This is a genomic window from Candidatus Zixiibacteriota bacterium, assembly GCA_026397505.1.
GTDB lineage: Bacteria > Zixibacteria > MSB-5A5 > GN15 > PGXB01 > JAPLUR01.
In genome coordinates, this window is sequence record JAPLUR010000124.1 from 1 (window position 1) to 9588 (window position 9588).

Genomic DNA, 9588 nt, shown 5'->3' on the forward strand with positions numbered 1-9588 from the left:
GGGATGTCTATAATGAGAAACGATTGCATTCCTCTCTGGGCTATCGACCACCCAACGAGTTCGAGGCCCTACTGAGGAACGAAAAAGTGAACCGCCAAACCGTCCTACCCTAACCTGTCCAACAAAAGGGGTTCACTCCAATCCTACTCTAAACCCAAGGAGCAGGTTGATGCATTGAAACAATATTTTAAAGTCAAAGGCAATAATCAGGTTGGGGTTGAGACTTTCGATTATGCTTATAAAGATATAATAGGTGATGCAGATGAATGATAATACCGATCGTGAGCGAAGTTTTGATAAGATAAATTATTTATTGCGCCCTAAGAAACAGATCGAGCGTAAAATATTGATTGATATTTTCAATAAGATTGATGACATTAGTGATTACCATTATATTGGTTTAGGCTCCGTCTTCTTTTATGACTTTATTCTATTTCATAAGTATTTGAATATCAAGCGCATGACATCATTGGAAAAGGACAAGAAATCCGTAAAACGCTGCAAATTCAATAGGCCTTATGATTTTATTAAGTTCCACAGCATGAGCACTACTGAGTTTATCGATAACCATTCATTTAATGAAAAATCGATAATCTGGTTTGATTATGACACCATGTTATGGGACTTACGATGCAAAGGCAGCGTCCGCGATATTAGTGAAAGCGCTATATTGCAGGACGTGAGAATAATAACCAAGAAGGTAAATGAAAGGACTTTCTTTATTTTGACTGTAGATGTTACGCCACCCACCAAAGTGCCAGAATGGAAATCCTTTATTGAAACTTTTGGTGCGTATCTGGGTGATTTTCCTATGATTAGAGACCGCGATATTCCATCGCAAAAAGAAGACCTTCGTGCCAAGTATAATCAGATGATCCAGGCGATAATTTTGAATTCTATCGATGACAATCAGAGATTTCAACGGCTTAAATTCACGAAATTGTTTTCTTTTTATTGTAAAGATAGCAGCCCGATGTATACTTTAGGTGGCGTATATGACGATCCTGAGGCCCTTAATGGATTGATTTCAACAATAAAACGGGACAACGGCTTCGTAAATCTCAATGAAGGAGAAATTACTAACATAGACGTGCCCATTCTTACTTATAAAGAGAAATGCTATCTAGATCACAGAGTCGAGGAATTGACAAATGCAATTGGCAATAATGCGGAAAATGTAAGTCTCACGGATGTAGTGAATGGACTAGAATTTGAGATCATACCGCCGCATAGATTACGTACTTACTTGGATTTCTACAGATATTATCCCCAATATTATGAAGGTATTATATGACAACAGTGCAGTATATTATAGGGGATGCACGAAACCTTGAGAAGAACTTCACCAATGCTGCAACGGGCAAGTGCCAAATGATAATCACTTCCCCCCCTTATTATGACATTAAAAACTATGGCGGGGGCAAAAGGCAGATTGGCCAGCATCAGAGTTATGAAGAATTTCTGGTCGAGTTAGCCGATATATTTCAGCAATGTTATTACGTGTCAAGACCAAACGCCACTTTGTGGATTGTGGCTGACACTATCAGGAAGGATGGCCGTCTGATTAATTTGCCAGTTGATATTGAGCGCTGTATGACGCAAAAATATCGAGCCCATACATGGATTCTGCGAGATATTATAATATGGGATAAACATAAGAATATACCCTGGCACTCTAAGGGTCATCTTAAGAATCGTTTTGAATATATACTATTCTTCAGTAAGAGTTCCCATTACAAATATTATATTGATCGGATTCGGGAAATCACTGACTATAGGAAATGGTGGCTGTCCTATCCTGAGAGATACAATAGTATGGGTACGCCGCCAACCAACATCTGGGAATTTAATCCGCCAATAAGGGGCTGGGGTAATGGCTATCAAGATCATATGTGCCCATTTCCATTCGCACTCGTCGAGAGAATTCTCACACTTGCTTCTGATGTGGGCGACTTGGTTTTGGACCCCTTTGCCGGGTCTGGTACAGTATTGGCACTTGCAAAAGTGATGAAGCGTCATGCAATCGGTTTTGATGTTAACAGAAAATATAAGGATAAGTTTAAGAATGAAGTGATTTTTGGCGCCCAAAAATACTGGGCGACACGTGTCAAATCACTGGATAAAGCGCGAGAGTCAATAAATGACTTTACACGCAAGAACGCAAAATTGCGCAAGATCAAGGCCGCTTGCGCTATGGCCAAGCATATCAGTCAGCTAATTACCGATAAGCATTGTGTTCTAGCGTTGAGCGAAGGCAGAACAAAGTCATACGTCAAGTTGATGATCGTATCGGCGAAGAGTATCAAAGCAAAAGGTGTGTTGAATTCCATAGCCGCTACTGTCAATTCCATTTCTAAGGAATTCAAAGTTTCAATAGCCTACTCCATATGCAATAAGCAAGATTTCCAAAGAATATATGAAGGTCCTGCCGTTCTTTACGGATACTGCAGTGACCGCATTTATTCCTTCGAAGATGTTGTGCCTGCAAATCAAGTGCTTAATGGACATCCAACCTCCAGCACTGTTCTATCCAATATAAGGCTTGAACTTGCTAAACCAATTAGCAATCAGCCGGATAATATAGAGAATCAGTAACCTAGTAATGCAATGACCCCAAAGAAGTTGTGGGATTTTGCTTATAGATTGCCCAAATTCGTAGGGTGGCACTCCCGGGCCGGAAGCCCTCTGCGGACGGCTTGCGGATGGACTTTTCGACACCCTCTACAAAATCCATTTCGAATCGATGGTAAATTGCCACCTATCTCCATTATTAGAGCCATTAAGACTCAGGTTATTAATATGTCTGAAAACAGAAAACGATCAATTCTAACCGGCCTTTCTTTCAAAACCGGCTATTTTTGCATTTTTTCAACAGGAAGGGCAGCGTGATATTTTAAAAAACGAAGAGACAAACCCAATTTGCCAAATCTCAAAATTCCGGCTAAGTGCCTGTTATACAAGGAGTATGTGCCAAAAGCAGGTTTTGGGCATGATCTTAGACCTGCCGGCATCACTGGTCTATAAACCACCATATTTCTGTTGGAGAAACCGGAACCGGAAATCAAAAATGCTGTTCAGCTTGGAACGTACCAACAGTGCATTTATCGGACGGCTGAAAGGATCAAAAGGGAAAGCGTAGGAGACAATATCTTTCATCTCGACACCGCCGCTGATTTTTCGAAAATGGTGCTGATGATGCCAGAAACGGTAAGGTCCAAAGCGCTGCTCATCGACAAACAGGAACGGCTCCTCGATATTGGTTATCTCGGTCACCCAGGTCAAGGGGATACCGAGAACAGGGCGAACCTTATAGGTTATCAGAAGCCCGATGTGCATTTTTTCCGGCAGGGTGCAGGTCATGGTAAGATTGAGTTCTTTGGGAGTGATTTCATTAAGGTTGCGGGGATTGGAAAAGTAATCCCAGGCCTCCTCGATAAGTATGGGAAGGTTCTGGATTCGTGTTAAGGAGTACAATTTCATTGAGCTCAAACCTCCCGGCCGTGGCCGGAATCGACAATTTCCACCAGCTCTTCGGGGTAAGGCTCAAAAAACGACTGATCGGCGAGGTACTTTTCATCAAAACGGACAATCCAGGCCCGTATGATACTTATGACCGCCGGAAGGGTAATCTTTTTGGCCCGGTACTTCTCGAGCATATCCAGAAGAAATCTCTTTTCCTTTGCGGACAGTTTATCCGAGAAATATCCCAGCGCATGCATCACGGTGTTGATATTGGCGCTCTCGCGGGCCGGGCGGAGAAGCGCCGCTTGCAGGTGTGTCCGGTAATCCTCGATCAGTTCGTGGAATTTCCTCTTCTCATGGTTGGCGACAATTCGTCCCAGTATCCGCATCTCTTTCTGATTGGATGACATCAGAAGGTATTTGTTCTCGGCATGGAACGTGACCAACTTAGCCATGGCGCCGGATGTTTGCACTTCGCGGAAAGAAGCAAAGGTGAAAATGCGCGTCAGGAAATGCTCCCTTATTTTCAAATTGAGGAGGCGGCCTTCATCCTCGATCGCCGAGCCGGGAAACATCTCGAGAATTCTCCCGCCGAAAAAACCGGTGCCCTTGCCGATGGCGGGAGCTTTTTCAAGAGCCTGATAAATTTTGACATCTTTGATGCCGCTGGAAGGGGAGCGGCTTTTCATGATAAAGCCGTCAATCTCGCCGAGCGACCCAAGGAATTTCTCGGAGAAACGGTTCATTACATTGGTGAAATCCTTTCCGGTGGCCGGTTGCATAAGGCGAAGCTGATCGCCCACTTTGACTATTCTGACCGGATCACGCGGGGTACCGAGACCGATCTCCATCTCCGGGCAGACCGTGATATATTCGACATGCGGTTCGAGTTTCTTGACAAAATCGTCATAGATAATAGCACCGTTGTAACGGACAGCGGCGAAGCCGAGGCATTGGCTGACAACGACAATCGGTCGGGCGAATTTACGCATCAAGTCTCCTTGAATTCGTTCACGGGCAATTTAATCATTCGAAGGGCACGGGCGATTTCAATTCTGTGCTTTGCAAGATACTCTTGCATTTTGGCCGGGGTCATTCAGCTGTTGCGGCAGTACAACCAATCGATTATTGGCATTGGAGAGACTCCTTTACTGTATTTATTATGGGTTTGATAAATCAAGCCCCTACGAATTATTCTTTCTTTCGATTCAGAGGGAATGGGCTCTCGCCGGTGATAAGGCGTGCGGCGCGGTTGCCGGTAAAATAATTCCAGGCCCATTGCACCATAACCAGGACTCTATTTTCGAACTCAACGATGTACATCAGATGAATGAAGAGCCAGGCTACCCAACCCCAGAACCCTGCTATATGCAGCGGGCCGATATCGGCCACGGCATTTTTTCTTCCGATTGTGGCCATACTGCCGTAATCGTGATAGTGAAACGGTTTAAGCGCTCCGCCGTTCATTCGCTTATTAATCAGCATGGCGGCGTATCGTCCCTGCTGCATCGCGACCGGCGCCAGTCCGGGAAGCGGTTCGCCGTTCTGATGCGAGAAATTGGCCAGATCTCCGATGGCCATGATTTCCGGATGCCCCGGAAGGGTCAGGTCGGGTCGCACGATAATCCGGCCGCTCCGATCCATTTCGCAGCCGGCCCTGTCGGCCAGAATTTTTCCCAACGGCGAAGCCTTGATTCCGGCGCCCCAGAGGACTGTCCGGGTGGCAATCTGCTCTTCGCCCGTCTTTGATTTTATTGTGACCGAATCCGGCCGGACATCAACGACGATATGATTTGTCCTGACCATGACGCCCAGTTTCTCCAGAGTCTTTTGTGCCTTGGCCGAAAGTTTCGGGGGGTAGGCTGTCAGAATCCGTTCATTGCTTTCAATCAGTATGATTCCGGCATCGGCCGGATTGATGGTACGAAAGTCCCGCTTCAAGGTATCCCGCGATATTTCCCCGAGTGCTCCGGCCAGCTCCACGCCGGTCGGGCCGCCGCCGACTACAACGAAAGTGAGCCATTCTTTTAGTCGCTCCGGATCCGGTTCCCGCTCGGCCGCCTCGAAAGCCAGCAGAATCCGCCGGCGAATTTCGGTGGCATCCTCGATTGTTTTCAACCCCGGGGCCAGACTCTCCCAGTGGTCATGTCCAAAATAATGATGATGCCCTCCGGCGGCGACAATGAGAGTATCATATTCCAGCTCGCCATCGCTTAGAATGACTTTTTTCGCGGCGACATCGATATCGGTCACTTCCGCCAGAATCACGCGCGCATTTTTCTGATGTTTGACGACCGCCCGCAGGGGCGTGGCGATATCGGCCGGCGACAGCGCTCCGGTGGCCACCTGATAAAGAAGCGGTTGGAAAAGGTGAAAATTGCGTTTATCCAGAAGAGTCACCTCCACCGGCACTTTTCTAAGAGAGATAGCCGCATAGAGACCCCCGAAACCGCCGCCGATAATAACCACTCGAGGCACCGGCAGTTTGCTTTTGAAATCGGAATGTGGGGCCATAATATCCATGCCTCAAACAATACAATAAGAATCGTCGCTTTGTTCCCGATCTGCGTCCGGGGGTAATATATCACCAGGAAGCTGCCTTTGCAACGAAAGGAAAAGCCGGGCGATGATAAGAGGGATCAGGATTCCCCGGTCAATTTCAGTCTTTCCCGCAGAGTCTTGCGGTCGATGCCGAGAATTTCGGCAGCTTTGGTCTTGTTGCCATTGACACTGGCCAGAACATTGCGGATATAATCGGCTTCCACCTCGGCCAGAGTGCGGTTCAGACCCGATTCGCGAGCCGCCGAAAACCGCATGTGGCTGGGCATGTCGGGAATCTCGATGGTGTCGCCATCAGTCATGACCACCAGCCGCTGAATGATATTTTCCAGTTCCCGGACATTTCCCGGCCAGTAGTAACCTTTGAGTTTCTGAAAGGCGCTGGGTGAAAAGCGGGGGGCGGGACGATCCAGCTCCTTGGCAAATCGGGCGGCAAAAAGTTGGGCCAGCAAAATTATATCATCACCGCGCTCTCTCAGCGGAGGAAGGGAGATGGTGATAACATTAAGCCGGAAATAGAGGTCTTCGCGGAAAATCCCTTTCTTAACCAGGCTCAAAAGGTCCTTATTGGTGGCGACCAGAACCCGGACATCGACTTTCCGTCCCCGGCTGGCGCCCACCATGCAGACCTCTTTGTCCTGAAGAACACGCAGCAGCTTGACCTGCATGGAAAGCGAGGTTTCGCTGATTTCATCAAGGAAGATGGTTCCTCCCTCGGCGGTCTGGAAGAAACCGGCGCGGGATTCGTTGGCGCCGGTGAATGCCCCTTTGACATACCCATAGAGCTCGCTTTCCAGAAGTCCCTCGGGGATACCGCCGCAGTTGACCGGTATGAATGGGGCCGAGGCGCGTCTGCTTCCATAGTGGATGGCGCGGGCGACCAGTTCCTTGCCGGTGCCGCTTTCACCCAGAATGAGCACGGTGGCGTTAATCTGGCCGGCCTTGGCGATGGCGGCATAGACACGTTGCATCGGTTCCGATTCGCCGATCAGACCATGAGCCACCGCCGGCAGTTGATAATCGCCCGATTCCGCGGCGAGACGAACATGCAGTTTATCCAGAACGCGGCGCACTGCCGCCAGAAGCTCCTCATCGGTGAACGGCTTGGTCAGATATTCCTCGGCGCCGCTTTTGACGGCTTTGACCGCGCCTTCAATAGTGGCGTAACCGGTGATCATCATCACTTCCGTCTTCTTGAAATTCTCCCGGACATGGCGGATCAGTTCCAGACCGCTCACCTGCGGCATCTTAAGGTCGGTGATAACCAAATCGACCGGCGTGGATTCCAGGATTTTGATGGCATCGGCAACGCCTGATGCAGTATAAACGGTATACCCCTGAGAACTTAAGTTTCTCTGAAGCACCTCAAGGGTATCAGGGGCATCATCGACGACCAGAATTCGTTCTTTGGTAACGGTATCAGCCATTTTCCTCATTCTCCTTGCCGCTCTCCGGGCGAGTCACCGGAAGAGAAACCTCGAATCTTGTTCCCATACCTTCACTGCTCTGCACCCGGATGGTACCGCCGTGCGCAGTGACAATCCCGTGGACCACCGGCAGACCGAGACCGGTACCTTCATTAACATCCTTAGTGGTAAAGAAGGGAATGAATATCTTCTTGAGAATCTCCGGGCTCATGCCCATCCCGGTATCCTCGACAACCAGCACGATATTTTCGTTTATCGCCTTGGTTTCCAGAATCAATTTACCTCCCAGGGGCATCGCCTGGATGGAATTGACCACCAGATTAACAAGAACCTGGTGAAGCTGGGTCGGGTCGGCGATTATCTCGGGCAGTTTTGGTGAGAGACGTTTAATCAGTTTAATACCCGCCTTTTCACAGCGCGATTCCAGGAAATAGAGTCCTTCATCAATGACCCTGTTGAAATTGACTTCAGTTTTCCGCGGCGGCATCTGGCGGGCAAAAACCAGGAGTTTCTTTATCACTTCGCGGGCGTGAAGAGAAGCATTTACTATTTTTTTCAGGTCCTGATTGACGCCTCCGGGGAGGTCGGGGGATTTCACGGCCAATTGGGCGAAGCCAAGGATGCCGCCAAGCGGTTCGTTAAGCTCATGAGCCACTCCGGCGGCCAGTTGTCCGATTGTTGCCAGACGGTCGGCATGGCGAAGTTGTTCTTGAAGACGCAGCTTGTCTTCCTCAATCTGGCGACGTTCTATGACCAGGGCAATCTCTCCGGCCACGGTATCGATAAGACTTCGCTCTTCTTTCAGGAAACAACCCTCTTCCAGAGGAGGACGTTCTTCCAGATAGATTACTTCCACCGCACCGCGATGAATGCCGTTGACCTTGATCGGCGCCGAAAGTTTTCTTGGGATATCAATAAAACCGGGAGTCTTAAACTGTTGTCCGTCGAAGGTAATGCAGGCCCGGGTGATTTCCGGGTACCGCCAGGCGGGCGGCAGGAGTTCGGCGGTGTTTTGCAGAATCTCCTCCAGCGGAACTTCGGGGCGGGACATGATTTTGGCTATGCCGTAGAGGCAAGTCAGCTCCTTGAGTCTTTCGCGCAGCGCCGCCTGGATATGTCGGTGAACCAGCGCCACGCCCAGATTATAGGCCAGATCCTCGTATTGCAGAATGCATTCATCATTGAAAAAATCAACTTTGTGGCTTTTGATGATAAAAAGGCTGTCGTTTTTGGTTTCCCTGAGGAAAGGTATCAGAGCCAGCGATCGATACTCGCCGCCAATGATAAATTCGCGCCAATGTTCCCCCGAGTGCATCGTTGGACGAAAGCGCAAAGGCATTCCGGCCTCCCCGGTAAAAAAACTCCCATGCGGAGAAAATCCGGGCACGGAGAGATCAAAGGTTCCTTCCAGGATACCCCGATATAAGCTCTCCAGTCTGGATTCCGCCCGAGGATCGCTGCGGTCATTTGCAGCGGCGTTTTTTTCATCGGGAAAAATATCGAGTTGAAATTCCAGTGGATTGCCTTTAACGGCCAGAGAGCGGTAGTTGCGCTCGCGTTCGCGAAAACGTATTTCGATCAGATCGCAGCCGGAAAAATCGAAAATCATGCGGGATACTTCGGAAAGGAACTCACTTCTTATCAATCCTTTAGTGGCAAAACGGAGAACACGCCGGGAAAGGGCACGAAATTCCTCGGGCGTTCTTAACAGAGAGGGTTTTGATACAACTGTTTTCGAGTCTTTCTTATTGGCCGGCATATTTCTGCAAAACCTGCTTCCGGGTTGTCGCCGTCTTTCTCAACACGCTGAACCGGAAAACCTGAAAGCAGATAAACTCCAATCAATCCACAATATACGAAATTCGGGCGAGGTTTCAATAGCCCCCGATTCAATTAACCGGCGGCGGAGGAATGCCGGGACAGTTTCTTAATCCCCTCGATTATGATGACATTGCGGTTGACGTCTTTGCCGTAGCGGCGGACGAGGTGAAATTCCGCAACCGGGATGCGGATATTCTGGGCCTCTTTGCTGCCGTGCTCATAGAAATTTTTATAGGGGTCGTGATAATAGATATTATGGCGGTCGAAGCCGGTGACCACCACCCAGTGCGGCGAGCGGTCCTGATGCAGGCGATAGGTA

8 protein-coding genes are annotated in these 9588 nt (G+C 48.8%); 2 read left to right on the forward strand and 6 right to left on the reverse strand.

Features of this window, described 5'->3' with window-relative positions; all coding sequences use genetic code 11:
- Positions 1-262 precede the first annotated feature (262 nt).
- Together NT002_13020 and NT002_13025 are read left to right on the forward strand one after the other, a co-directional pair.
- Entirely contained in the window at positions 263-1294 is a 1032-nt protein-coding gene (locus NT002_13020) for a hypothetical protein (protein ID MCX6830180.1), read from the forward strand.
- Positions 1291-2595: a site-specific DNA-methyltransferase gene (locus NT002_13025; protein ID MCX6830181.1), complete on the forward strand. Its 1305-nt coding sequence runs from the start codon at positions 1291-1293 to the stop codon at positions 2593-2595. Before NT002_13020 ends, NT002_13025 begins: the two co-directional genes overlap by 4 nt.
- 423 nt (positions 2596-3018) lie before the next feature.
- Here NT002_13025 and NT002_13030 read toward each other — a convergent pair whose 3' ends face one another.
- From NT002_13030 to NT002_13055, 6 genes are all read right to left on the reverse strand, one after another.
- Positions 3019-3480, reverse strand: coding sequence for an SRPBCC family protein (locus tag NT002_13030; GenBank protein MCX6830182.1), 462 nt, complete (start codon positions 3478-3480; stop codon positions 3019-3021).
- A 5-nt stretch (positions 3481-3485) separates the two neighbouring features.
- Positions 3486-4454, reverse strand: a complete 969-nt coding sequence (locus tag NT002_13035) for a DUF523 and DUF1722 domain-containing protein (GenBank protein ID MCX6830183.1) — start codon at positions 4452-4454, stop codon at positions 3486-3488.
- A gap of 199 nt (positions 4455-4653) precedes the next feature.
- Positions 4654-5976, reverse strand: a complete 1323-nt coding sequence (locus tag NT002_13040) for an NAD(P)/FAD-dependent oxidoreductase (GenBank protein ID MCX6830184.1) — start codon at positions 5974-5976, stop codon at positions 4654-4656.
- A gap of 125 nt (positions 5977-6101) precedes the next feature.
- Positions 6102-7448, reverse strand: coding sequence for a sigma-54 dependent transcriptional regulator (locus tag NT002_13045; protein ID MCX6830185.1), 1347 nt, complete (start codon positions 7446-7448; stop codon positions 6102-6104).
- On the reverse strand, positions 7441-9207 hold the full coding sequence (locus tag NT002_13050) for an ATP-binding protein (GenBank protein MCX6830186.1): 1767 nt from the start codon (positions 9205-9207) through the stop codon (positions 7441-7443). The genes NT002_13045 and NT002_13050 overlap by 8 nt, the downstream gene beginning before the upstream one ends.
- A 134-nt stretch (positions 9208-9341) precedes the next feature.
- A partial coding sequence (locus tag NT002_13055) for a peptidase C39 family protein (protein MCX6830187.1) occupies positions 9342-9588 on the reverse strand: 247 nt, incomplete at its 5' end.

Bases quoted from the DNA above. Each gene is read 5' to 3' on its own strand.
- NT002_13025 (MCX6830181.1), top strand. From the start codon at position 1,291: ATGACAACAGTGCAGTATATTATAGGGGATGCACGAAACCTTGAGAAG.
- NT002_13040 (MCX6830184.1), bottom strand. From the start codon at position 5,976: ATGGCCCCACATTCCGATTTCAAAAGCAAACTGCCGGTGCCTCGAGTG.
- NT002_13020 (MCX6830180.1), top strand. From the start codon at position 263: ATGAATGATAATACCGATCGTGAGCGAAGTTTTGATAAGATAAATTAT.
- NT002_13030 (MCX6830182.1), bottom strand. From the start codon at position 3,480: ATGAAATTGTACTCCTTAACACGAATCCAGAACCTTCCCATACTTATC.
- NT002_13050 (MCX6830186.1), bottom strand. From the start codon at position 9,207: ATGCCGGCCAATAAGAAAGACTCGAAAACAGTTGTATCAAAACCCTCT.
- NT002_13045 (MCX6830185.1), bottom strand. From the start codon at position 7,448: ATGGCTGATACCGTTACCAAAGAACGAATTCTGGTCGTCGATGATGCC.
- NT002_13035 (MCX6830183.1), bottom strand. From the start codon at position 4,454: ATGCGTAAATTCGCCCGACCGATTGTCGTTGTCAGCCAATGCCTCGGC.